Origin of the sequence: uncultured Sulfitobacter sp. (genome assembly GCF_964021855.1) — a bacterium.
GTDB lineage: Bacteria > Pseudomonadota > Alphaproteobacteria > Rhodobacterales > Rhodobacteraceae > Sulfitobacter.
The window spans coordinates 469,120-490,837 of the sequence record NZ_CAXHZD010000003.1; the positions used below are offsets into that span (position 1 = coordinate 469,120).

The 21,718-nt window shown below is 54.3% G+C and carries 23 protein-coding genes; 3 read left to right on the plus strand and 20 right to left on the minus strand.

Annotation, left to right across the window (positions count from 1 at the left end; genetic code table 11):
- Nucleotides 1-43: 43 nt before the first annotated feature.
- The 4 genes from betC to AADJ11_RS12915 form a co-directional block, all read right to left on the minus strand.
- Nucleotides 44-1,552, minus strand: coding sequence for a choline-sulfatase (gene betC, locus AADJ11_RS12900; RefSeq protein WP_341234913.1), 1,509 nt, complete (start codon nt 1,550-1,552; stop codon nt 44-46).
- Nucleotides 1,549-2,124 carry a transcriptional regulator BetI gene (betI, locus tag AADJ11_RS12905; RefSeq protein ID WP_341234914.1) on the minus strand — a complete coding sequence of 192 codons (576 nt, stop codon included), beginning with the start codon at nt 2,122-2,124 and terminating at the stop codon, nt 1,549-1,551. Before betI ends, betC begins: the two co-directional genes overlap by 4 nt.
- A gap of 123 nt (nt 2,125-2,247) precedes the next feature.
- Nucleotides 2,248-3,150, minus strand: coding sequence for a DMT family transporter (locus AADJ11_RS12910; RefSeq protein WP_341234915.1), 903 nt, complete (start codon nt 3,148-3,150; stop codon nt 2,248-2,250).
- A 37-nt stretch (nt 3,151-3,187) separates the two neighbouring features.
- Nucleotides 3,188-3,784, minus strand: coding sequence for a LysE/ArgO family amino acid transporter (locus tag AADJ11_RS12915; protein WP_341234916.1), 597 nt, complete (start codon nt 3,782-3,784; stop codon nt 3,188-3,190).
- 198 nt (nt 3,785-3,982) lie between these two features.
- Between AADJ11_RS12915 and AADJ11_RS12920 the strand changes: the two genes are divergently transcribed.
- Entirely contained in the window at nt 3,983-4,225 is a 243-nt protein-coding gene (locus AADJ11_RS12920; protein ID WP_341234917.1) for a hypothetical protein, read from the plus strand.
- 98 nt (nt 4,226-4,323) lie between these two features.
- Here AADJ11_RS12920 and AADJ11_RS12925 read toward each other — a convergent pair whose 3' ends face one another.
- Complete coding sequence (locus AADJ11_RS12925; protein ID WP_341234918.1) at nt 4,324-5,064, minus strand: YebC/PmpR family DNA-binding transcriptional regulator; 741 nt, start codon at nt 5,062-5,064, stop codon at nt 4,324-4,326.
- A 188-nt stretch (nt 5,065-5,252) separates the two neighbouring features.
- Here AADJ11_RS12925 and AADJ11_RS12930 point away from each other — a divergent pair, with 188 nt between their 5' ends.
- Both AADJ11_RS12930 and AADJ11_RS12935 read left to right on the plus strand, forming a co-directional pair.
- Nucleotides 5,253-7,025 (plus strand): SLC13 family permease, encoded by a 1,773-nt coding sequence (locus tag AADJ11_RS12930; RefSeq protein WP_341234919.1) that lies wholly within the window; start codon nt 5,253-5,255, stop codon nt 7,023-7,025.
- Nucleotides 7,026-7,667: 642 nt separating this feature from the next.
- Nucleotides 7,668-9,017, plus strand: a complete 1,350-nt coding sequence (locus AADJ11_RS12935) for a Swt1 family HEPN domain-containing protein (RefSeq protein WP_341234920.1) — start codon at nt 7,668-7,670, stop codon at nt 9,015-9,017.
- A 41-nt stretch (nt 9,018-9,058) separates the two neighbouring features.
- Here AADJ11_RS12935 and AADJ11_RS12940 read toward each other — a convergent pair whose 3' ends face one another.
- The 15 genes from AADJ11_RS12940 to AADJ11_RS13010 form a co-directional block, all read right to left on the minus strand.
- The gene (locus AADJ11_RS12940; RefSeq protein WP_341234921.1) at nt 9,059-9,571 is read right to left on the minus strand and encodes a toll/interleukin-1 receptor domain-containing protein; all 513 of its coding nucleotides are present in this window, start codon (nt 9,569-9,571) and stop codon (nt 9,059-9,061) included.
- A gap of 2 nt (nt 9,572-9,573) precedes the next feature.
- Complete coding sequence (locus AADJ11_RS12945) at nt 9,574-10,212, minus strand: TIR domain-containing protein (RefSeq protein WP_341234922.1); 639 nt, start codon at nt 10,210-10,212, stop codon at nt 9,574-9,576.
- Nucleotides 10,166-10,687, minus strand: a complete 522-nt coding sequence (locus AADJ11_RS12950; RefSeq protein ID WP_341234923.1) for a hypothetical protein — start codon at nt 10,685-10,687, stop codon at nt 10,166-10,168. The genes AADJ11_RS12945 and AADJ11_RS12950 overlap by 47 nt, the downstream gene beginning before the upstream one ends.
- Nucleotides 10,688-11,348: 661 nt before the next feature.
- The gene (locus tag AADJ11_RS12955; RefSeq protein WP_341234924.1) at nt 11,349-12,359 is read right to left on the minus strand and encodes a hypothetical protein; all 1,011 of its coding nucleotides are present in this window, start codon (nt 12,357-12,359) and stop codon (nt 11,349-11,351) included.
- A 605-nt stretch (nt 12,360-12,964) separates the two neighbouring features.
- Complete coding sequence (locus tag AADJ11_RS12960) at nt 12,965-14,134, minus strand: pentapeptide repeat-containing protein (RefSeq protein ID WP_341234925.1); 1,170 nt, start codon at nt 14,132-14,134, stop codon at nt 12,965-12,967.
- Nucleotides 14,124-14,873 (minus strand): hypothetical protein, encoded by a 750-nt coding sequence (locus AADJ11_RS12965; protein WP_341234926.1) that lies wholly within the window; start codon nt 14,871-14,873, stop codon nt 14,124-14,126. The genes AADJ11_RS12960 and AADJ11_RS12965 overlap by 11 nt, the downstream gene beginning before the upstream one ends.
- Nucleotides 14,874-15,425: 552 nt before the next feature.
- Nucleotides 15,426-15,698 carry a hypothetical protein gene (locus tag AADJ11_RS12970; RefSeq protein WP_341234927.1) on the minus strand — a complete coding sequence of 91 codons (273 nt, stop codon included), beginning with the start codon at nt 15,696-15,698 and terminating at the stop codon, nt 15,426-15,428.
- 63 nt (nt 15,699-15,761) lie between these two features.
- Complete coding sequence (locus AADJ11_RS12975; RefSeq protein ID WP_341235028.1) at nt 15,762-15,953, minus strand: hypothetical protein; 192 nt, start codon at nt 15,951-15,953, stop codon at nt 15,762-15,764.
- Nucleotides 15,931-16,254 carry a BRO family protein gene (locus tag AADJ11_RS12980; protein WP_341234928.1) on the minus strand — a complete coding sequence of 108 codons (324 nt, stop codon included), beginning with the start codon at nt 16,252-16,254 and terminating at the stop codon, nt 15,931-15,933. Before AADJ11_RS12980 ends, AADJ11_RS12975 begins: the two co-directional genes overlap by 23 nt.
- A gap of 163 nt (nt 16,255-16,417) precedes the next feature.
- Entirely contained in the window at nt 16,418-16,951 is a 534-nt protein-coding gene (locus AADJ11_RS12985; RefSeq protein ID WP_341234929.1) for a hypothetical protein, read from the minus strand.
- Nucleotides 16,893-17,174 (minus strand): hypothetical protein, encoded by a 282-nt coding sequence (locus AADJ11_RS12990; RefSeq protein ID WP_341234930.1) that lies wholly within the window; start codon nt 17,172-17,174, stop codon nt 16,893-16,895. Before AADJ11_RS12990 ends, AADJ11_RS12985 begins: the two co-directional genes overlap by 59 nt.
- A gap of 4 nt (nt 17,175-17,178) precedes the next feature.
- Nucleotides 17,179-17,895: a hypothetical protein gene (locus AADJ11_RS12995; RefSeq protein ID WP_341234931.1), complete on the minus strand. Its 717-nt coding sequence runs from the start codon at nt 17,893-17,895 to the stop codon at nt 17,179-17,181.
- Nucleotides 17,896-17,912: 17 nt separating this feature from the next.
- Entirely contained in the window at nt 17,913-18,188 is a 276-nt protein-coding gene (locus AADJ11_RS13000; RefSeq protein WP_341234932.1) for a hypothetical protein, read from the minus strand.
- A gap of 166 nt (nt 18,189-18,354) precedes the next feature.
- Entirely contained in the window at nt 18,355-19,197 is an 843-nt protein-coding gene (locus AADJ11_RS13005) for a hypothetical protein (protein ID WP_341234933.1), read from the minus strand.
- 518 nt (nt 19,198-19,715) lie between these two features.
- On the minus strand, nt 19,716-21,212 hold the full coding sequence (locus AADJ11_RS13010; RefSeq protein WP_341234934.1) for a recombinase family protein: 1,497 nt from the start codon (nt 21,210-21,212) through the stop codon (nt 19,716-19,718).
- Between the last annotated feature and the right edge of the window lie 506 nt (nt 21,213-21,718).

Consider the following 21,718-nt stretch of genomic DNA (forward strand, 5'->3'; position numbering starts at 1 on the left):
TTCGGTGCCGGTCTGGTCGGTGGATTTCAATTGCGGTGGATGTCTATTCGCCGCGCGGGAAGCGTTTGTTATCTTCTAGCACGTTTAGGTCCATATGGTTGCGCATGTATTGTTCGGACGCATTGCGCAGGGGCTGGTAATCCCAAGGGTAATAGCCGCCCTTGCGCAAAGCCTCGTAGACCACCCAGCGGCGGGCCTGGCTTTTGCGCACATCGGCGTCAAAGGCATCCAGATCCCAGCGGGCGTCGGCCTTGGCGCGCAGGGTTTGGCGCGTCCCTTGGTGGGCAGGCACTTCGGCCAGATTGGTCAGCTCGTGCGGGTCGGCGTCCAGATCAAACAGTTGATCAGGGTCCAGCGCGCAGCGGTTGTATTTCCACTTGCCATAACGCAGCGATACCATCGGGGCATAAGATCCCTCGGCGGCGTATTCCATGGCGACAGGTTCGGTGCGTTCTACCCCCTGCCCCATGGGCACCAGCGACTGGCCCGTGGTCCATTCCATCACCTCGTCGATCGACACACCCGCCAGATCGCAAAGGGTCGGACAGACGTCGATATTACTGACGGGGGTTTCGTTCAAACCGGGTTCCATCTGCGGGGCCGCGATCATCATCGGCACGCGGGACGAGCCTTCGTAAAAACTCATCTTGAACCACAACCCACGTTCGCCCAGCATATCGCCATGGTCTGAGACAAAGACAATAATCGCCTCCTGGCGGGTATCCTCAAGCGTTTGCAAAATCTCGCCGATTTTGTCGTCAAGATAGCTGATGTTCGCGAAATACGCTTGGCGGGACCGTTTGATATTATCCTCGGTGATGTCAAAGCTGCGCCAGTCGTTCGCATCGAATATGCGTTTGGAATGGGCGTCTTGCGCGTCATAGCCAAGATCACCGACCTGCGGCATCAGGTGCTCGCAGTCATTGTACAGATCCCAGTATTTCTTGCGCGCCACGTAAGGGTCATGCGGGTGGGTAAAGCTGACCGTCATGCACCACGGGCGGTCATCAAGGCCGCGCGACAAATCATACAGCTTGCGCGTCGCCTCGAACGCGACGGCATCGTCATATTCCATCTGGTTGCTGATTTCGGCCACGCCTGCGCCGGTCACCGACCCCATGTTGTGATACCACCAATCGATGCGTTCGCCGGGTTTGCGGTAATCCGGCGTCCACCCGAAATCGGCAGGGTAAATGTCGGTGGTTAACCGTTCCTCGAACCCGTGCAACTGATCGGGGCCGACGAAATGCATCTTGCCCGAAAGACAAGTTTGATAGCCCGCGCGGCGCAGGTGGTGCGCATAGGTGGGCACGCTCGACGGAAATTCAGCCGCGTTGTCATAGACGCCCGTGGCGCTTGGCAATTGGCCTGACATAAACGCCGCCCGGCCCGGCGCGCACAGCGGGCTGGCGGTATAGGCGTTCTTGAACCGCGTCGACCGCGCCGCCAGTTTCTTGAGGTTCGGCGCATGCAGCCAATCGACTGGGCCATCAGGAAACAATGTGCCGTTCAACTGGTCAACCATCAGGATCAGGATATTCGGCTTGGTCATGGTTTGCTTCCGATCAGAATGTTCAAAAGGGACAGCGCTTGCGCGCAGGCAGCAGGCGCGCTGCCTGTGTCAGACAGGGCGGCGCGCAGATACAGCCCGTCGATCAACGCAGCGAGGGTTTCGGCGTCTTGTTCGGGCTGCGCTGAAATCGGGCGCAAAGCGTGGGTCAGGTTTGACCGCAGCCGCGCCTGATAGACGATCAACAAACGATAAGTTTCAACATTGGTGCGCGACGACCCATACAGCGTCATCCACGCGCTGACCGTCGCCGGATCAAAAAAGCTTTCGTCGAAGCTGGCCCTGATAATCGCCTCAGCCCGGGCCGCTGGCGTTTTGGCCTTGCGCAGTTCGCGGCGCACCTCGGCCGAATACTCCGACAGGATATAGCGCATCGCTGCGAGGAAAATCTGATCTTTGCCGCCGAAATAATGATGCGCCAGCGCCTTGGACATTCCGGCGCGGCGGGCGATCTGATCAACCGTCACATCCAGCGACTGCGCGGCCCCGATTTCGGCAATCGTCGCCTTGACCAGCGCATCGCGGCGTATCGGTTCCATTCCAAGCTTGGGCATTGTCGTTCCTCAACGTTTCCGGTCGGTGTGATTCCGGTGCTTGGAACAGATGTAGGGTTATTGACCCGCTAGTCAATAATAACTGACCTCGCGGGCCTTCTGGCGCGCAGATTTTCGCGTCGCTTACAGCTTGGTCGCGGGGCTGGCCGGGGTGATCTGCCGGTTCAACATCGCCTCGCGCCAGGTGATAAAGGTCACAGACCCCAAGATCACCAAGCCACCGATGATCACCCAGATATCAATCGGTTCAGCAAAGACCAACGCGCCTAGGGCTGTGGCCCAGACCAACTGCAAAAACGTCACCGGTTGGGTCACCGTCAGCGGCGCGGCAGCAAAGGCTAATGTCATCGTGTAATGGCCCGCCGTCGCAAAGCAGGCCACTGCGGCCAGAATACCCAGCTCTTGCCATGTGGGCGCGATCCAGACGGGCAGCGCGAAAGGGGCCAGCATCAGCGTGACAAACAACGACATCATCGCCACCACGACCGATGGCTTAACCTCGTCCGCCAACACTTTGGCCAGCAAATACGCCCCGCCGAACACCACCGCCGCGATCAACATCGCGTAATGCCCCATCGCAAGCTCGCGAAATCCGGGACGCAGGATAATGACGGCACCGACCAAGCCAAGGACAACCGCAATCATCCGCCGCAGCGCCAGTTTCTCCCCCAGAAACAGCGCCGCACCAATGGTCACATAAATCGGTGCCAGATAATTCATGGCGGTGACTTCGGCGATGGAAATGCGGGTCATCGCAAAAAACCACAAAATCACGCCGATCCCGTGTAACCCGCCCCGCACACTGAACAACGCCCATTGGCGACGGGTCAAATGCGCGGCCCGCAAGGCACCGATGGCAGGCAGCAAAAACACCAGACCAAAACCATATCTGATAAATGCCGCCTCGGCGGCGGGCAGCCGTGGCCCCATGTATTTCACCAGTGCCGTGACGCAGATGAACAGCAATCCGGTGACAACCATCCAAAAGATGCCGATGACGGGGCGTTGTGGGGGTTTGGTACTCATGCGTCCTTCATTCCCCAACCGCGCGGCAATCACAAGATCACATCAGCAGCAACTTGGCCGCAATCGCCCACATCGTCAGCGCGATCAATCCGTCAAGGATCTGCCAACTGCGCGGCCGTGCAAAAAGCGGGCTTAGCAAGCGCGCGCCGTACCCCAGACTAAAGAAGAACACGAAGCTGGCCATGACGGCCCCGACCCCGAAGGCCAGCCGGTTGTCATATTGCGCCGAGATTGATCCCAGCAAAACCACCGTATCAAGATATACATGCGGGTTCAGCCAGGTCAGCCCCAGCAACGTCAACAGCGTCCGGCGCAAGGTCAGCGGGCCGGCCCCGTCAGCCTCAAGCGCCTCTCCTCCGCGCCAGGCGGAAAGCGCATTTTGCGCGCCATACCAGATCAGAAACGCCGCACCACCATAGCGCATCACCGGCTCGAACCAGGGCACCGCCTGCCCCAAGGCCCCGAACCCCGCAACGCCCGCCGCGATCAACGCGGCATCCGACACAGCACAGGTCAGGCACACCCAAAACACGTGGCTTTTGCGTAAACCTTGCCGCAAAACAAAGGCGTTTTGCGCCCCTATTGCCAAAATCAAAGTCAAACTCAGGGCAAAGCCAGGTAAAAATGCGTTCATCAGACCCTCGTTGAAACAGAAATACCCCTAGCATCGCAGCTGAAAAACGCAAACAGAAACACGACTTAGCCGGTCCGCACCCCTTGACGGCGGATTTTTGCGAATGCGCATGAAACAAATTCGTGATCTCGCGCGTATCCTCTGGCGAAACCCAACAACAATACCTATCTGACCAAAATGGATTTAAGGAAAGATGTCATGTCAGACGAAAAACAGAAGCTGGAAATCAGCCAAAGCGAATTAGCGCTTATTGAATCGGCGCTTCATACGCAGGCCAAAATACTTAGCGTTCAGGCAAGCGCCGGCGGTGCAAAAGCATTGACGCGCTTGAACGATGTCAAACGCGCGCTGTCCAACATCACGCAGCAAAAGCCCGCAGCAAAAGCAGAAAAATCCCGCCAGCCCGGTGTATTTTTCAGCATGGCGCGGATGTTCGGCTAAACGCCAAAAACGCATTACCCGGTTACTAAAAAGCCGCCCCCGATAGTGGAGGGCGGCTTTTTTACGTCTCAACGCTAAGCTGACTTTGGAAAGACGGCTTAAAGCTGCTCCATCACCTCGTCCGAGGCTTCAAAATTTGTGGTGACGCGTTGCACGTCATCGTCATCTTCCAGCGCATCAATCAGCTTCATCAGCTTTTCCATGCCTTCCAAATCCATCTCGGTGGTGGTGGTGGGGCGCCACACCAGCTTGGTGCTCTCGGATTCTCCCAACTCGGCTTCCAACGCCGTGGCAACATCGTTCAGATCGGTATCAAGGCACCAGATCACATGGCCCTCTTCCGTGCTTTCCACGTCCTCGGCACCGGCCTCGATTGCGGCCATCATCACTGTGTCCGCGTCGCCCACGCTCGCCGGATAGGTGATCTCGCCCTTGCGGTCGAACATAAAGCCGACGCTGCCGGTTTCGCCCAGATTACCACCGTTTTTGGTAAAGGTTGACCGAACCGTCGACGCTGTGCGGTTGCGGTTGTCGGTCATCGCCTCGACGATCACAGCCACACCATTTGGGCCATACCCCTCATAGCGGATTTCTTCGTAATCTTCGCCCTCGCCCGCCGAGGATTTCTTGATCGCGCGGTCGATCACGTCCTTGGGCACGGAAACCGATTTGGCTTCCTTGATCGCCAGACGCAAACGCGGGTTTTTATCGGGGTCGGGGTCACCCATTTTGGCGGCAACGGTGATCTCTTTCGACATCTTCGAAAACACCTTCGCGCGCAACTTATCCTGACGCCCTTTACGGTGCTGGATGTTTGCCCATTTTGAGTGGCCTGCCATGGTAACCTCGTCTGCGTAATTCCGGAACTGTGGCCTTATAGGCCAGCGCTTGCCCACGAACAAGCCACGGCGCATCTGCGCGTCTCAACTTCTCTGGCTTTGAAATATCCTCGGGGGTTTGGGGGCAGACAGCCCCCATTCCGACTGCTAGGGCTTGGATGAAAACCTCAATTTAAGTGACCCGCCCCATGACCCAAGACCAGATTATCCTGTTCACCCTATTCGCCGCCGTCTTCGGTATGCTGCTATGGGGGCGCTTTCGCTATGATCTGGTGGCTTTTTCCGCATTGATGATCGCGGTGGTGCTGGGGGTGGTGGACAGCAAAAACGCCTTTGACGGGTTCGGCCACCCTGCCACGCTGATTGTGGCGCTTGTGTTGGTCGTCTCGGCGGGGCTGGTGCGGTCGGGGGCGGTGCTGCTGATCACGCGCACCATGGTTGATGCGTCGCGCAGCTTGGGCGCGCATATCACGTTGATGGGCCTGATCGGTGGGGTTTTATCCGCCTTTATGAACAATGTGGCAGCGCTGGCATTGCTGATGCCCGTCGACATACAAACCGCGCGCAAGGCGGGGCGCAATCCGGGGCTAAGCCTGATGCCGCTTAGCTTTGCGACAATTCTGGGCGGGATGGTCACATTGATCGGGACGCCGCCCAACATCATTATCGCGTCAATCCGTCAGGAATCGCTGGGCGCGCCCTTTGGCATGTTTGATTTCGCCCCCGTGGGCGGGATCGCCGCAATTGCAGGTCTGGCCTTTGTCGCTTTGGTCGGCTGGCGCATGATCCCCGCGCGCGATGACAGCGCCCTCAAGCCCGAGGACCTTTCCCAATATATCGCCGAGCTGACAGTGCCAAAGGGCAGCAAACAGATCGGCAAACGTCTGGCAGAACTGCAAGGGGCCGCGGATAAATCCGACGTGGCAATGCTGGGCCTGATCCGCGATGGCCGGCGCGTGTATGGTCAGGCGCGCAACGTCGCGCTGCAAGCCGGTGACGCTTTGGTGATTGAGGCAACGCCAGATGCCCTAGACGAATTTCGCAGCACCTTGGACTTGCTCGTCGCGGACAGCACGCGCAATAACTTGCTGCGCGCAGACGGTGAAGGGGTCGAGATTATCGAGGTCGTCGTCACCAACGATTCCCGCCTGAACGGGCGGTCGGCCCAAACGGTCGGTCTGGCATGGCGGCAACGATCGGTGCTGCTGGGCATTTCACGGCAAGGCAAAAAAATCACCGCGCAGCTGCGCAAAACCGAACTGCGGGCGGGGGATATCCTGCTTTTGCTCGTACCGCGCGACACGGCGGCCCATGTGGTTGAATGGCTCGGCGTGCTCCCCCTCGCCGACCGCGGCCTTGCGGTGACGGAAAACAGCAAAGTCTGGCTGGCCATCGGGTTGTTTGGCGGCGCCGTCACGGCGGCCAGTTTCGGGTTGATCTACCTGCCCGTCGCCCTTGGGCTGGTCGTGGTGGCCTATGTGCTGGCCAAGATTGTGCCCCTGTCCGAGCTCTATACCCACATCGAATGGCCCGTCGTGGTGTTGCTGGGGTCTATGATCCCCTTGGGTGCCGCGCTTGAGACATCCGGCGGAACCGAGCTGATCGCTGGTGCCTTGGTGGGGTTGACCGAGGGGTTTCCAGCATGGGTCGTATTAACGGTGTTGATGATCGTGACGATGACCTTGTCAGATGTGCTGAACAACACGGCCACGACCATCGTGGCCGCCCCTGTTGGCATTCAGATGGCGCAGACCTTAGGTGTCTCGCCCGATCCGTTTCTGATGGCCGTCGCCGTCGCGGCATCGAGCGCGTTCCTTACGCCCATTGGGCATAAGAACAACACCTTAATTCTATCCGCAGGTCAGTATTCCTTCGGTGACTACTGGCGCATGGGGCTTCCCTTAGAGATCATTATCGTAGGTGTTTCGATCCCTTCGATCATGTACTTCTGGCCTTTGTAATATAGAAAAAATGAGGGGATCAGCGGTCTAATCCCCAGCACATCTTAGCCTCACCACAGCACATCACACGCCCCTCACAGCCCCGCTGAGCAACGCCTCTGGGGTATGCCATACCATCCTACCTGAGGCGGCAACACCCCAGCCCCTTGGCGATAAACCAGGGATCACGAGGGGGCCACGGGGGGTAATGGGGGAAGGCTCACGTATATTAAGGCACTCGGATTTTTGACCTAAAATCCAAATGAGTAACCGGAGGTCCACTTATGGGAAATTCAAGGCTAGGCTATCCGTCTTAATTGTGGGAAGACCCACATATCCATAAGTCCCACAAGTCTGCCTTGGGGACTGATCAGCAGAAAGTTCCAATGTCCAAGCGTTGTGTTCGGCCCTTAGCTGCCGTGCGCGGCTAGTTTGGGATGCTACAGCGCGGTCTGCCATTGCAGACATTCGCCGCGACCCCAAATCCAGCTAGTAAATGGAGCCGCAGTCCGCAGGCGAGAGCCGGCTAAAGCCAGCGAGATTGCCCGCGCGAAGACCACCATCAAGGCGAAGCGAGACCTTTTCTGGTATAGTTAAAATTTTGGGTGTAAACGGTAGTACGCTTCAGCGGTCATTGGGCCGCGATATTAGAGATGCTGTCTGATGGCCCGTGACCCGTTCAAAAATGATGCACTTCGTCTGGCGCTAGAGCAGGCTGAAACCCCGCTCCAGAAAGTCATCCGTCAATTGGAGAACGGCGCAACTACGAAGGCGCTTCGGGAACTTGAGAACTCGCCAGCTATGCAGGCGGCAAGGATGTTGGAGCAGAGCGGAAGCCCGACGCAGAGGCTCATCAAGGAGATGGAGAGCGACCCTGTCCGGCAGGCTATTCAACAGCTTGAACAGTCATCAGCTCTACGGGCAACCGAAGCACTTCAAAAGGCGGATTTACAGAGGCTGGCCACATCGCTCGTCGATGCACAGACTTCGTTCGCGGCTTACACAAAGTCACAGCATTGGGCCAAAACGTCAGCGGCGATAGCTGCTGCGCACAGCGCTATCATGCGCCCTGAAACTGTTGACGTACTTCGACGTATCGACGCTGATCTGAAGGGCCTCGTGACGGCAGCACATCATGCAGTTGTCCCGCTGGCAGAGCAGTTGCAGAGTTTTTCCTTTGCTGCTGCTGCTGCTGTCAGCCCTCTTCAGGAACACTTCCAGAAAATGGAGGCGTGGCAGGCCTCGCTTGCGGGAAGAATGGCGCAGCTCCAGAATCCTTGGGCCATCGAGGATCACCTTGGCGTCTCTATGGTCGGATTTGCCCGCATCGCTCGTTTGCATGATATTTCCAGTGGAGCGGAGCCGTTCAATCCGGCAGGCCAAGAAGTGTTCGCGGAAGAACTGGGCGAGCCAGTTGCCTTTGACGAGGGCCAGTCCCCGGAAGACCGGGAATCCGCACAGATTGACGCGGGCCTTAACGCTGAAGTTGTGGCTTTCCCGCAAGACGCATATCCGCAGGTTCTGTTTTCGGCGGGCTTCGAGCTGCGGTTTGAGGCGGTCGCCCCGGTCAGGTCGGACGGTGGCGAGGTTGGGCAGTACGATCCGCAACATGCTGGCCTTCTCGGCGAGGTCGAGAACCGTCTTCGCGCCTTAATCGAGGCGGAGCTTCGCCGGATCGAGGGAGAGGCATGGTTGCGGCGACGGGTTCACGGCGACCTTCGCAGGAAGTGGCAGGATCGAAAGACAGCGGAACATGATCAGCGCGGGGATTCCTTCCCCCTACTCTACTATGCCGATTTCATGGAGCTTATGCACATCATCATCGAAGGTAAAAACTGGAATGAAGCATTCAGACAGTTCTTTGTCTCGAAGCAGGATTTTCAAGTTTCGATGCAGCGCCTGGCCCCTGTCAGGAACACCATCGGTCATAATCGACCTTTGGTCAGAACCGACCAGTTGATCCTACTGGCCGAGGGCACCCGCATTTTGCGCGCCCTAGGTGTCCGTATTTGAAGCCCGTATTTTAAGCTGAAGCAGACAGCGTTTCCGCAAGCTTATCTGGTCACATTCTCAAGAAGCGTTCCGCGATTATTTGGACCGAAGACGCCAAAGCCGCCAACATCGGCCGTGGTTACGCGCTTATAGAGATCAAGATACTCGTTGCCGTAATTTTGGCCTGCGCTGTCGCGTGTCGGGATGACGACAATCCGGTCAATTCCTTTTACGCCATCTGCATAACCTATCTCCCAGGGACACCACCTGCTAGAAGCCGAATTTGCTGTTGCAAGGTACAGAAACCAGTCGAGTCGTTTGATCCTATCTTTAATTTTCTGGGCGGTCTCACGATCGGGTTTCGGTGGCATCGAGGTATCTTCCCAATCAATGTAAACCTTCCAACCTTGGGCCTGAAGGAACCCTTGAAGCCCCTTGGCCAGTTCCGCGTCCTTATGACTATGCGACAAGAATGCAGTCTGTTTTCCGGCCTGACGAGCGTCCTCTACGATCCGCTCTGACTTGCGCACTTCAGTTCGGCCTGCATAGGCTCTGATTGACGATTGATTGATCATATCTAGCGACCTACATCAGCAGCAGCTTGCCGCACCCAAGACGAAAAATTTTCATTGCCTCTCTGAGAACGATAACAGTAGAGACCAGCATAGCTGGAGAGCTTAATCACGTTGTTGTCGTGCGGTTTTCGCCATGTAGGCGGAAGGTCCACTGATTGTGTATAGTCCGCATACCTTATCCATTTCCCATCACTGTGTTCCGCGATCCGCACAACTCCGTTCGCCAAATAGACGCCCATGTAATCAAGAGGATTTGGCCCCTGTGGTGAAGCGTATCCGTTGCGATCACGCATTAGATGGACCCTGACCCCAAGAAGTCCGTTTCCTTTGATCACGGAACGCGCCATCTCATAGCGCACCCACCGCCGCGCGTAGGTTTCTGAGCCAACCAAAACGCAGGTGACAGATGTGTTTTGCATTCCATTTCGGATTAGACCCTTCAATGAAACAGGGCCCGTGAGCTTCGACCGCTCCCAAATGCTTGCATCATAAAAGCCTTCGGCTTCGCGGCTATTATTATGATTATAGCGCCAAGACTGGCGAACTTGGTTCACGCGCCAAACATCGTTCTGATAATGAAAAGAGAAGAAGACCCTACGCTTGGCAACCGGGCGCGGGACGGCTCCAAAAACACCACTCATTGAAATCTCCACATAAAATTAGAAAAACGATCATCCCGAAGGACAAGAAAATAGCAATATAGAACCAGGCAACGGACCAAGTCAGAGCCAGCCGGACAACTGGTACGACGTCGGCCATAAATGGGCTGGCATCTAAGCTGTATGTGTCAATTTTATCACCTCTACGCACGTGTTCGAAGAGATTTCGGTAACCACGCTCAAGACGCAGGTACTGTGCATCCATGAGCCAAAAAATTATCATCGGGACCATGGCTGAGATCGGGTAAAATGGCGAAGGCGTTTCAACACTTGCCATTATTGCGATCGCTGCACTGCCAAAGGTGGCCGCGAGGGCCTTCAATGTGAAAGAGTTTGCGCCCATCCGAGTAATGACACTTTGAAGCATCGTGAGGTGTGCAATGCGAATGCTCTCATCATGACTTTGGCTATCACCGGTAGGATCTGGAAAATGAACGTCATCGTCATTTTTGGCCATGTCGCAGATACCTCTAGTGTTGAATATGATCCCAAGAACCGCATGCCGTTGAAATGAATAAGGTAAGACGGTGCATCAGTCACCGACACCTCTGCTTCCCAAGAAATTTCACTTTAATACTTGATCACGATCGCGCAGCTTAGAGACACCGTCAAATAGAAAATGCCGAATTTCGATCTAGAAAATAGCTTTGTCAGTTCTAAATGACACTTGCGTTTGAGGGCGAATTGCAAACCCGAGACAAGGCTATTGCTTTAAGTTTGAATGAATTCCAAAGTGCAATGTCCGGTTTGCAGCGAATCTGGTGAATTATTCGCACTAGTAGCGAACGTCTGCTTGTCGCCCTTCATGAAGGCTTCCGCAATCGGTCCGAACCAGCCGTTCGTCTTCACCGCTGGGAATGTCGGCTTCTGTTCTGCCCAGAAAATGTGGTGGCTGCACCACCTCAGGAGTTCCCGGATTGCGAAGCAAATGCGTGTGCTTCGACCGCGATCATGTTTTCCGTCCTCTGACAATGAGGCGTAGCTGAAATGCTTCTCCGAGCGAAAGCTTGTGGCATCGTGACTTTGACCAGCGGCCTGTGGGATGGTTCAATCACAGAAGCGATCTATCCCTAACAATTCGACGGGCAGTCAGCCAACTACATCTGAAAAAGAGTGAATCAGGACCAGTGGCGCGGCGCATTCCAGCGTTTCCGCAATCCTGAACGCTCTATTTTTGCCTTGGTCATGATAACGGACTCCAGACCTTTATTCCCGTGCCCAACAGTGCTTAACAATGATGCCGTCTTGCTCCCCGCGAGACCTATGCCTGCCCCAACGAACGCACCGATGCTACCTGCGATCTCTTGTCCCAGCGCTACGCCCCCCAAAGTAGCAGCTGCCTCAAGAGCAAGCGCTGAACCATGTAGGAAGCGTTGCTGTCCCACAGATCTTGCGACATGCTCCATTTCGTCCTCTATTTTCTTGCGGGCGTCAAGAATTCTACGAGCGAGTGCTTTAGCGTCGGCAGATTTCATATTCAGATTCTCAGAGCGAACCATGGCTCCCAGATAATCCGCAACTGTTTGGCGAAGGCCTGAATAATCATTGCGAATCGCCAAGTATTCTTTTGGCGTCAGGGTACTTATGTTACTCGGCACAAATAGATCCAAAGAGGTCTGCATTAGCTCTTGCTCCGGGGCGTTAAGCAAGGGTTCCCCATCAAAAAGATGGTCCATGTAGTTTGCCCCGCCGAATGTGATGCTTGGCAGTGCCTCACTTATACTTACCTGCCGAGCCATGCGGCACAGAATAAAATCCGCGAGCAACGGGTGGCAAATAACGCTGTTATTCTCAATAACTTGCCCTGTCACATCATTTACATACGTCCCAGCTTTCGCGGCGCAGTTACTATCGAATATTGCGGCATGAAGCTCGTCAGGAATCTTTTCGACCGCAACATACTTCCACCCAAACTGCGACCTAAGGTGATCGATGCTTTTTTTCTGATTGGGCTCAATGAACCCAAACTTATCCTTTCGCAATATGGGAGCATTCGCCTTTGTCATCTCGACAGAGGCAATTCTAATGATGTTGGCAATAATTTTGTCCGATTTGCTGAGGCTGTCCCAGGTTCGATATCCATATTGCGGATCAATGAAACGAATAAGTTTGGAATCTGCCTCAATCAAAGGCCTCACGTGGCCACGTGAGCTAACGCCACCTTGATCTCCCGCAGGCACAATGAGACGTATCTGATCTGTGAACAATAGGATTGAGCGGAGATGATGGTTGCTCGGCGTGTAATGGGGATAATATAACACGATGTCAGCCCTCTACGTAAGTGCGATAAGGATGTGTATTCGTTCCACCAACAAGATAGCAAGAACGGTCTAAGCCTCATCGCATTAGACGACCGTTTACTTCGGTTGAGAAAATTTTAGTGATCAGAGCGCCCTGATTGCAAACGCGATTTCGCGGATAATCGGAAAACTTGTCAAATTGGAGACGATTGGGATTTTCTGAATTAAAACAGAGGTAGGCCTGCCGTATGCTTCCTGCGCGTAGCGATCGTTCCTCCAGGATTCGGCCAACGATCGTTTCCCGCTCTTGGTGTCCGGTGCTGGAAACGGCTCATAGCTGCCATCCGTCACACCGAAGCACGCCGCAGCGCAACTCCATCAAAGCCGACCTTCTCTGCGTGTCCATTATATGAGCTTAGTCGAGTGGCTGCTATGCGGGCGACCTTTCAGAAATATGGCTCCAAATTGATGTCTCAATCTCACGCCTGCAACCGTTATCGGCTTCTCTTGAAGCCGTGATCAATTTTAGTAGCAAGGTATTGGTAAAAATCATCGTATTGCGCATTTGATCGTGTTTTGGCATCGTCTAGCCATTCAACACCTTGCAGCTCCAGAATTTTGCCTATCACCGGGGTAACAACAAGAACCTCTTGCTGTCGCTCTAATATTTCTCTGCTGCTCTGCTGTGATAGGCGGTGCTTCTGACTATCGCGAACTTTAGTAATGCCCGCTTCTTTAAGCATCTCATCAAAATCAAGGACGTGTTCAGTGTCCGCATTTCTACTTTCACCCACGATATTGACCGACAGGACGTGCGGGTTGCTTAACTTAGCAGCGGTTTCCAGTATAAATTTCTTTCGAATATGCTTGTTCTGCTCTCCAAAGAACAACTTACACACACCTTGAAAGTTTCTGACGAAGAGTGGTGTGTGAGAAACTGCACTAAATGCAACCCCCCTAACGCTATCGTCTCTATGCGTACACAGCTTCAGGATCGTCTTGGCCACGAAAGGGTCTTTAGATAGCAAATCACCTGCGACTTTAACAAAACTTCGAATAACTGATGGGTTATCAAGATGAAAGGCGACGAAGTCAGAAACAATGGAGTATAGTTCATGCTTCGAATGCGTGAAGTCTTTCAAATGGTAGAACAGGGTTGTTCTTTTTGTAAGGTCAATTTCATCAGTAATTAGTTTTTGACAAAGTACGGCTGCGTCATCTTCACTTAGATCTTTCAACTGCATAGCACCCAAGTAACCGCTTCGCGATGATATCCACTGGGAAACGTCATATGTATCGCCAGATTTTAACAACTCATACAACCTTGCCGCTTTACCATGCGATCTGAAGAAATTTTTCTCCTTGACCCGCTTCTCAAACACTGACCCAGCTAAGGTTGCGCCCACAAATGTAGTTGTCTCATCAATCAGAATATCTACACCATAGGAGTGAGTTAAGTCAGCGCCCGCAAAGTTGAACCCACGAAGATCTGAATATGAGAAGTCTACTTTTCTTAGATTACTTTGTTGAAAGTCATGTTCTTTCTCTAAACCTATCGCGTCTGCAATTGCTGCAAAGTCTTCATCCAGCGAAGTAATCTTCTGGAGAGCGCTCCGAACCTCTTTATCGGGGTATATTTCACTGAGGATAATGTCATTCTTCATGTAGATACTCAAATTCTGAAAGTATGATCTCACCGACATACTTTCGACTGCCATATACGGAATTACTTAGAGACTTCGCGATAAAAATATCGATCAATCTCCGTTGAGTTTCTGTCAGCGCCGAAAAGAAACTCAATGCACTTTCGTTTCGAATAATTTGATCAATTGACAAATCCCTTTGTTTAACCTTCAAGCAGAGAGTTGCCGCCGTTCTATTACCACCATGTTTCGTCTTAGCTTCGAAGAGCTTCTCGCGCTCCATATATGTTCCGTCCAACGGATCATCATCGGCCTCTATTACTTCCCACCGCAAATTGGGTTTTGCAGTAACTCTATGGTGCTTTTCGTCCTCGCTTATGTGGGTGTCTCGGTTGGTTTCATCAGATGATCTGCTTTCAGTTGAGGCTGCCGCCTCAGGTCTTGCCTTAGTCGACCCTCCGACTTTCCATCCGCGGTTACTCGTTCTGGTTTTCGCCTGACTTATTGTCTTCTTTTTCACAACCGAGTTGTTCTTGATCGGCTCACCAAAGCGGGTTCCAGGAATGATATCAATACCTTCAGTATCTACCGATATAATCAACCTTTGAAATGAAATCTTACACTCCTGGTCGCCCAATGGCACTTCGCTACAGCTAACACGTAAGTCAACCACGCAAGACAATTTGTGAGGATCATCTGCTTCAGGTTCAAACGAAACACTGAACTCGCAAATATCTGGAAAGCTGTTTTGGGAGGTCATGCCAGCACTTTAATCATCTAATTCTACCTTGAGTGCTGAACGCACATTGGGACCCAATCTGAAGTAGACCAAAATAGCAATTACTTAATCGGGGCTCTATCCAAATCTTTTTTGTACGCGGCCCGCTTTGGCTGCCTGAAGATTACTGACGATTGTGCCAGCGCAACCCAGCAAACAGGGGATCGGATACATACCTTTGACCTGATGTACGCTGTTACCGCTCCAAGTGCTCGCCAAAGCCAACTTGTGCTCGAAAGGAATAGAATTTTTCCAGACCAGTGCTGAATAACAGCGGTACCTACAAAACAGTAAATGTTGTTTGATAGAAGCAGCTTTGGTCGATAACATGGGTAATCTTTGCGTGGGCAGCGAAAGCCCGGTTTCCGCCCACTCCCGCGCCTCTAGTGATCGATTTACCAAGTGCGGCAGCAACTATCAAACTCGATATGGCCTGTTCATGACTGTAGTACCTCTCAATGCCTCTGAGAGGCTCTGGAGGACGGCGTAGGATGCGTGCTGGGTCATGGCATATACACGCTGCGCCCCATCAGTCTACCCCCGTTCAGGCATCGCCAAGTTGGACGAGCGGGCTGTTCGCGATAGTTCCCAATCCAGTGCTCTCTCGACATCCTGCAGTATTGCAACTGTGTCGGCCACGACTGCAGCCTCTGCGAAGAAGGTGCGGTTTGGGTTGGCTTCAGTGATGGCGGCATGTTCGGCCTTACCCTTAGCGATGGCTTGGCGAACGCCTACCAGCAGGCTACATGCCATCGCCCAGCTATCCATGTCTGTGGGTGTGGTCGTTTTAGTGGGTGTTTTTGTCATCTTATTTGTTCCTTGGTTTGTGGGCCTCGTCGGCCTCGTTTTGGTTTGTGTTAGGGGCTAAGTTCACCCTTGGATGTGCTGAACCTTCGACCACCATGCTAGGGTATTCACTGCGAACGAACGTTTGCCATCACGGATGAAGTCGATCTCTGTTGATGGGTCTGCTCCCTCTTGGATCAGCTTACGAGCGATGTTGGCGCAGGAGCGATTTTGGCTTTTGGTTTGAGTGGTCTCAGAGAGTTCTATGGTTATCATGGGGCGTCCTTCTGTTTGTCGTTTCTGACCCACCGCCCTTGCGGATGGCTGGGAGAACCACCTTGGTGACCCAATCTTGGAAAGGGCGGGCCTGTGGTTTGTCGGAACGCATGATCAGCTTGTAGAGGCCGCTCTCGGATATCAGCTTCGGAGGCGCACCACGGCTATTGGTCTTAAGTTTTAAGGCCTTTGTTTCGTCGTTCGAGAGTTGCTTGAGTTGGTACGTGCGCGACCCTTTAGGATACTCGAGGGTGTTGAAGGCATCAGCGGCGACGAACCAAGGTTCACCGTTGATCTCCACGACGCGGATGGTTTGATTGTTGAACCTCAGTTTTGAACTTCGGAATTTCCGAGGATAGAGAGGTTAGCGTGTCAGCCACGCTCAGTGCAGACGCTTGGGGATGATCTGGTACGGGGTGATTGCTGTGAAATGACAGAACCTGAACGCAGTCAAGAGGAGCAGGTTAGCAAAGTTGATCGGCTGCTTGTCCAGTACGGTTGAGGTGTTCTTCAAGTTCTCTCTCCTTTTCCTCTGCGGCGTTATCAGCCTCGGCCTCTTCCCTGCGTGTCCATTCAATGGTGAAGTCGATCACATCCAACGGGGTGTTGAGGGTGTCAGCGATGGCCTGTTCAAGCTCTGCGACTGCCTCGCGCTGGGCATCGGTTATGCTGTCTATCCGCTTCCCGTCTTCGAAGTTCAGACCACCGACCACGCCGATGAAGATCGTGTCGTGTCTACGGGTGGCGCTGCGTCCACGTGAGGAGAGCGTCTTGGGGTTGCGGCCTATCTCGACCACCCCATCCAACCGGATCACGTAGTGGAAGGTACACCCCAGATAGCCCTTGCAGGCATCGAAGTAATCCATTGCGTGGGCGTCGATCCGGTTATCAGGGACGGTGTTGGTGTAGGAGATGTTCAGGCCCGTGGTCGATAAGCGTTCACGGGTGGGGAACGTGTCCACCCGAAGGCGACACACGGCGGGTCTGATGGTCAGCATGGGCGGGGGCCTCCTGTGTTGCTGTGGGCGGGGTTTTGCAGCGGATCACCCAAGCCTCAAGTTGGCTCATGGTGATCCTCTGGTTGGACGCTGGGTCTCGGCCCTCTTCCACACGGGCGACTGTCGCCCAATGATAGTCTGGGTCCTTGATCTTATCGCGGGTGAGTTCGTGGACTGCGGCTTCTATGTCAGCGTCCCAACACATCTCGTTGAGGGGTGTCATAGTCTCAGGTGTTCCCGAGTTGCTCGTTCAAGTCCTGATATAGTTCGGCCCATGTGATCCCACCGTGTTTACCTTGGGCGCGGTCGATGGCGTATCGTTCCACAACTTGGGCGACACCTGCGTGGGCGTTTGCCATCTCTGACAGACGGTCGAAGGCAGGTTTCCCCAGCTCATTGATGGCTGCCTTGGTGGATGCCTGTCGGACTTCAGTTTCAACATGTGTCGCCATTGCGCGTACATCGGCTGGTACATCGACTTCAGCGATGGACCCGTCAGCCAGACCACTGAGAGTTTCAACGACATGGTCAACCTGAAGCCCTGCGTAGGCAATCTCGGCTAAGCTGGTATCGTAGACCTGCCCCTCTTGGGCTGTCATCGAACCCTCGTCGATCAGTTCATTCAGTTTGTCGATTGCTTCGTCATAGGTCGCATAGCCCGTGTCAGACTTCTTGACGGTCTCGACCAAAGGCACTGGGGTATCTGTCCGTTTCCTTGCGGAGCCAGCGTTCAGTCCTTCGTCGAAGACCTGACCCAGAAGACCCAGCTCCCGTGCCTGCTTTGCTGTGACCTGCATTCCGGCCACGTTAATGAGATCGTTGTCGTTCAGATCGTCTGCGGTCTGGACCTCGCGGTTGAAGGACGCGCCGCCACCACTCAGGACGGTTACGCCTGTGGGCTGGTAGTTCTCGGAGGATTGATACCCTTTGTTGTCTTGGGTCATGGATTGGATTTCCTTGTTCAGATCAGCCCCAGTGAGGTCAGATCATATTGATTGGGTTGTTGTTTGAAGGGGGCAGATTGTGCCTTGCCGCGCTGAGTCAGCCACTCGAGTTGTCTGTCGCGGACCTCTTTGAATTTCGAGAGCCTCTCGGCCTCCTTGTGCATCTCGAGTTGCTCGGGGGTAAGCTCATCCTGATCGATGCCCAGTGCTTCTGCACAGGCGGGGCAGTTCATATGAGCTTCATCGAACAAGACGAACGCGGTCTTGCATTCGAAGCAGTTACGATACCGCAATTTGAGGCCCTCAGAGATACACTGGGGGCATCTCGTGGCCTTCCGGCGGGTTGTGTCGAAGTCTTCGTGACATGCCCCACAGCGCCTTGCTAAGAGCTCGCGTGGCCTCTTGGGTGTTGCGCTAGGCATGGCGATTTCCTTTGCTGATGTTGAGTAGTGGCGTTGATCAGGGGTGCTTGAATAGCCAAGCTGTGTCGCTGGGCTGTGGTGTGTAGGTGGGAGTCTCCCGTGCCTTCACAGCGTCCCTGTGGTGCCTGCTGGGTGTCCTCTCGTCTGCTGGTGTATCGACCCCCTCGGGCCATTGAGCGTTGATCTTACCGGATGCCCTACGCAGCCCATGACCGTGTTGGGGAGACCACGGAACATGATCGGGCAAGTAGTGGTCAAATGGGTGATCGCCGGGGCCTTGAGTGGGCTGTGAGTTGCGCGGGACGATCACACTGCGGTGGTATGTTCCATCCTCGACGCCCTGTAGGTATACGACTGTCGCTGTCTGGCCGACCTCACGGGTGACGCCCAGCGCCTTGGCTGTCTTGAGGACGTGGGTGCCAATCACTTCGAAGTCGGAGTGTTCAAGGCGGTAATTGCGGCGCACCTCACGCCCCTTGAGCGACCCTGTGTGTCCCGTGGGTCTGATCAGGTTACGACGAGGCATGAACGACGCACCACAGAGCCAGCGGGCGTACCTTGTGCCGACCCCAAGGTGATTGATTGCCAGATGGTAATGAAGGGCAGCGACTGCAATCGACACCGCGTCCGGTGGCTTGCGTCTGCCAACCAGCATCTGGGGCAATCTACGGGATGCTGCCATGCGGGGCCGTGCCATCAGCATGTTGTAGGAATAGATTGGTCGGTCTGCCCACTGCCCCTCCCTGTGGCGGACGCCTCGGGCCAACCTCACGGCATCCCTGAGTTCATCTTTGGTCGGGTTGATCTGGGTGAGGGTCTGCTTGGCAACGGCCCTGAGTGCATCGCTTGGGATGTAGCCGCCTGTGGGGATACCCTTCATCTGCCATCGACGACGACACAACCAACATAGGCCTGTCTCTCGGCGGGCTTTGAGATCGCTTGGGGCTATCGCTGCGGAACACGCGAGGTTGCTGCAAGGATTGTGCATTGTAGACTTCCTTGCGTATGGGTTTGGGGTTCAGACGAATACGGTCTCAGTCACCAATGAAGGCGCTGGACCGGTCTGCTTATGGTAATTGGGATTGGGGGTGATCTACCTGCATGGTCTGACACTGATCGTTTATTCACCGAGTACATCAGCAGAAGAGAACCTGCTGTTCACTCGGTGAATACACAATAAGTTGGTTGGTAGGGGATGATCACCATTCACCAACACGTAGAGTTCGCTGGAGGTACTCCTGAGGAAACTCACAGAGGAACTATAGATGTAATCTCTCGTTCGTCTTCTCATAGGGGAGCAGTAATTACCCATCCATACAGACATACCTAAGGTGTAATCTCTCGTACGTCTTCTCATAAGGGGGGTAGAATTCCATCCCCCTTATTTATATGGCTCTGTCAGTTCCGTAGTGTCAGCCCAACCGAGGCGTCACCGATGGACAGCCTGACACCATTCTTCAAGCGCAGCCAGATCGAAATACGCTGACTGGCACCCTTCCCATCGCGATAAACCTTGGCTTCATCGATCAGCTTGCGCACCCACTGGTTGGCTTCGGGGATGGACAGCAGGACGATCTCAGAGGGGACCGAACCGTAAACGCGGGTTGCCCTTGATACCGATTGCAGATTGCGGAGGCATTCTTCGACCTCTGCTTCTGCTGCAAGTACAAGACGGTCTAAGGCTGCATTGGGGCGCTTGCCCACGCGGGCTAGGAGATACTCCAGATTGTCCTGAGCGGCCATGAGTTCCCCCTCTAGGCCTTCTGCTTCTGCACTTGTCTCCACGCCAAAGGCTCTGACGATCTCTGGCCACTCATCCATCAGCACTTGGTCGATATAGGACACAGCGCCGATGTATTTGTTGGTGACGTAATCGACGTAGGACACCGACCTGTTGTTTTTCTTTGCCTTGGCCTTGTTGCCCTCGTCAGACTTCAAGACACCCACCAGACGGCCCCGACATTGGCCCTGCTGTTTCACCTTGAGCGGTGCAGCGCCTGTCTGAATGCGGTGACGGACACGGCGGGCGATTTCCTCGTCAACAATACGCGGGTAATAGTCTGCGACAGTATCGATGATCACGCGCTCTTTCTTGGTCCCCTTGCCAATCTGAAGTGTGCCGTAGGGGGTCACTTCGCGGACCAACATGTAGACAAGCGGGCCTGTCCACTTGCCCTTCCCAGATAGCGTGGGGATGCCTCTGTTTCGAAGATCAGTGGCCATACCGCTGGTTGGCTCACCGTTGGCGTATCGTTCAAACAGCTCTCGGATGAGAGCGGCCTTGTCTTCGATGACTGTGAACGTGCCATTCTCTAGGCTGTCGCCGTTGAACTCGATCCAAGCTGGCACCTTGGTGGTACGCTTACGGCGACCATCGGCCACCTTCGCAGCGTTGCTTTTCCACGCGGCCCCTACCCTCTCAGACTTGAACTTGCTCTCCTGATTAGCCCGCTCAAACCCGACGATCATGGTGATCATATCAACGAGTTCCAGTTGAGAACCCGCGCGGTACATTTTGTTGTCGCTCAGAGTGACCACGTTGATGCCAGTTTGCGTGATCCGCTTGATAAGCAGGTAACCCTCTTCGAAGTGCTGACGCGACAGACGGTCCAAGTTCTCGACGACGAGGATCGAGCCTTTATTGATGGTTCCCTTTTCTACCGCCTCAAGGAAAGCCCCCAGCGCCCCTACATCAGCATTGGCACCTTTGAACGCAGAGACCCCCAAATCTTCGAAGGTCTCTGTAGACAGGTTGTACCCTTCCCGTTGACACCACTCCTGCGCCCGCTTGGTCTGTCTCTCGACAGAGTTACCGTCCTTCTGGCCCTCCGAGGAGAACCTGACGTAGCTGTAAGCAGTGGTGTGTTGTTGATCTGGCATGTTGTGCGTGTTCATGGCGTATCCTCTCGAAGCGGTCAAACGGTGATGGAGTAAATCAGGAGAGGGGTAAAATGGGACCGAGCAAACCACCCGATCCCCCATCGCCTCACTGAGGGGACACTGCCTCAAGGTCGGCTATCTTGTCTTCGAGAGCAGCACTGTCGTCATCGCTATACGTTTCGGCTTCACTCCCAGTCATGCGGGCGAGGTCTTCACGTAGGTCCCACAGGGCTGTGTCTATGGCACACTGCAAGGCGGCTTCGGGTGTCTCAAAGGGGTTCAGGTTCATGTGTTTTCTCCAGTTGGCTATAGGTCCACATCGGACCCTTTGGGTTAACTCTCATCTGTGAACACTAGAAAACACCCATAAAACATAGAGATAACGAAGAAACCATTGGTGCAGCTCAGCGTCACACTCAATGGATAATGCTATACCCAACATAAGGTCAACACCTTGATCCTTGGGCCGGGTGGGTATTCCTTTGGGGATTACTGGCGGATGGGCTTGCCACTTGAGATCA

Excerpts from the sequence above, each read along its gene's own strand:
- betC (WP_341234913.1), bottom strand. The coding sequence starts at position 1,552 with ATGACCAAGCCGAATATCCTGATCCTGATGGTTGACCAGTTGAACGGC.
- betI (WP_341234914.1), bottom strand. The coding sequence starts at position 2,124 with ATGCCCAAGCTTGGAATGGAACCGATACGCCGCGATGCGCTGGTCAAG.
- AADJ11_RS12910 (WP_341234915.1), bottom strand. The coding sequence starts at position 3,150 with ATGAGTACCAAACCCCCACAACGCCCCGTCATCGGCATCTTTTGGATG.
- AADJ11_RS12915 (WP_341234916.1), bottom strand. The coding sequence starts at position 3,784 with ATGAACGCATTTTTACCTGGCTTTGCCCTGAGTTTGACTTTGATTTTG.
- AADJ11_RS12920 (WP_341234917.1), top strand. The coding sequence starts at position 3,983 with ATGTCAGACGAAAAACAGAAGCTGGAAATCAGCCAAAGCGAATTAGCG.
- AADJ11_RS12925 (WP_341234918.1), bottom strand. The coding sequence starts at position 5,064 with ATGGCAGGCCACTCAAAATGGGCAAACATCCAGCACCGTAAAGGGCGT.
- AADJ11_RS12930 (WP_341234919.1), top strand. The coding sequence starts at position 5,253 with ATGACCCAAGACCAGATTATCCTGTTCACCCTATTCGCCGCCGTCTTC.
- AADJ11_RS12935 (WP_341234920.1), top strand. The coding sequence starts at position 7,668 with ATGGCCCGTGACCCGTTCAAAAATGATGCACTTCGTCTGGCGCTAGAG.
- AADJ11_RS12940 (WP_341234921.1), bottom strand. The coding sequence starts at position 9,571 with ATGATCAATCAATCGTCAATCAGAGCCTATGCAGGCCGAACTGAAGTG.
- AADJ11_RS12945 (WP_341234922.1), bottom strand. The coding sequence starts at position 10,212 with ATGAGTGGTGTTTTTGGAGCCGTCCCGCGCCCGGTTGCCAAGCGTAGG.
- AADJ11_RS12950 (WP_341234923.1), bottom strand. The coding sequence starts at position 10,687 with ATGGCCAAAAATGACGATGACGTTCATTTTCCAGATCCTACCGGTGAT.
- AADJ11_RS12960 (WP_341234925.1), bottom strand. The coding sequence starts at position 14,134 with ATGAAGAATGACATTATCCTCAGTGAAATATACCCCGATAAAGAGGTT.
- AADJ11_RS12965 (WP_341234926.1), bottom strand. The coding sequence starts at position 14,873 with ATGACCTCCCAAAACAGCTTTCCAGATATTTGCGAGTTCAGTGTTTCG.
- AADJ11_RS12970 (WP_341234927.1), bottom strand. The coding sequence starts at position 15,698 with ATGACAAAAACACCCACTAAAACGACCACACCCACAGACATGGATAGC.
- AADJ11_RS12975 (WP_341235028.1), bottom strand. The coding sequence starts at position 15,953 with ATGATAACCATAGAACTCTCTGAGACCACTCAAACCAAAAGCCAAAAT.
- AADJ11_RS12985 (WP_341234929.1), bottom strand. The coding sequence starts at position 16,951 with ATGCTGACCATCAGACCCGCCGTGTGTCGCCTTCGGGTGGACACGTTC.
- AADJ11_RS12990 (WP_341234930.1), bottom strand. The coding sequence starts at position 17,174 with ATGACACCCCTCAACGAGATGTGTTGGGACGCTGACATAGAAGCCGCA.
- AADJ11_RS12995 (WP_341234931.1), bottom strand. The coding sequence starts at position 17,895 with ATGACCCAAGACAACAAAGGGTATCAATCCTCCGAGAACTACCAGCCC.
- AADJ11_RS13005 (WP_341234933.1), bottom strand. The coding sequence starts at position 19,197 with ATGAAGGGTATCCCCACAGGCGGCTACATCCCAAGCGATGCACTCAGG.
- AADJ11_RS13010 (WP_341234934.1), bottom strand. The coding sequence starts at position 21,212 with ATGAACACGCACAACATGCCAGATCAACAACACACCACTGCTTACAGC.